General features: G+C 43.2%; 1 tRNA gene and 1 rRNA gene. Both read left to right on the top strand.

The features are described 5' to 3' along the window. Window positions 1–97: ribosomal RNA gene (locus tag N7548_RS08815) — 16S ribosomal RNA — on the top strand; the annotation flags it as partial. A gap of 111 nt (window positions 98–208) precedes the next feature. Then, window positions 209–285, top strand: a tRNA-Ile gene (locus tag N7548_RS08820). Window positions 286–474 lie beyond the last annotated feature (189 nt).

Raw genomic sequence — 474 nt, forward strand, 5'->3', positions numbered from 1 at the left:
AACCGCAAGGAGGGAGCCGTCTAAGGTAGGATCAATGATTGGGGTTAAGTCGTAACAAGGTATCCCTACGGGAACGTGGGGATGGATCACCTCCTTTCTAAGGAAAACATGACTTAAGAAGTCATAAACCAGAAATTTCAACTAGAAATTTCCCATTCATTATTACTCATCATATTCAGTTTTGAAAGACTTAATTGTCTTTTAATAAGGGCCTATAGCTCAGCTGGTTAGAGCGCACGGCTGATAACCGTGAGGTCGATGGTTCGAGTCCATTTAGGCCCACCATTTAAGTGGTGCACTTGTAACAGAGCTAACCCTTAAAATGTTTTATCCAACCTAATGGTTGAGATCTTTGAAAAGTAGATAAATTCTGACGTAAGGTTAAGGAAGAGAAGGCACGCAGTGAATGCCTTGGCACTAAGCACCGATGAAGGACGCAACTAACGGCGAAACGCCACAGGGGAGCAGTAAGTA

The organism is Paracholeplasma manati (genome assembly GCF_025742995.1).
Lineage (GTDB): Bacteria > Bacillota_I > Bacilli_A > Acholeplasmatales > UBA5453 > Paracholeplasma > Paracholeplasma manati.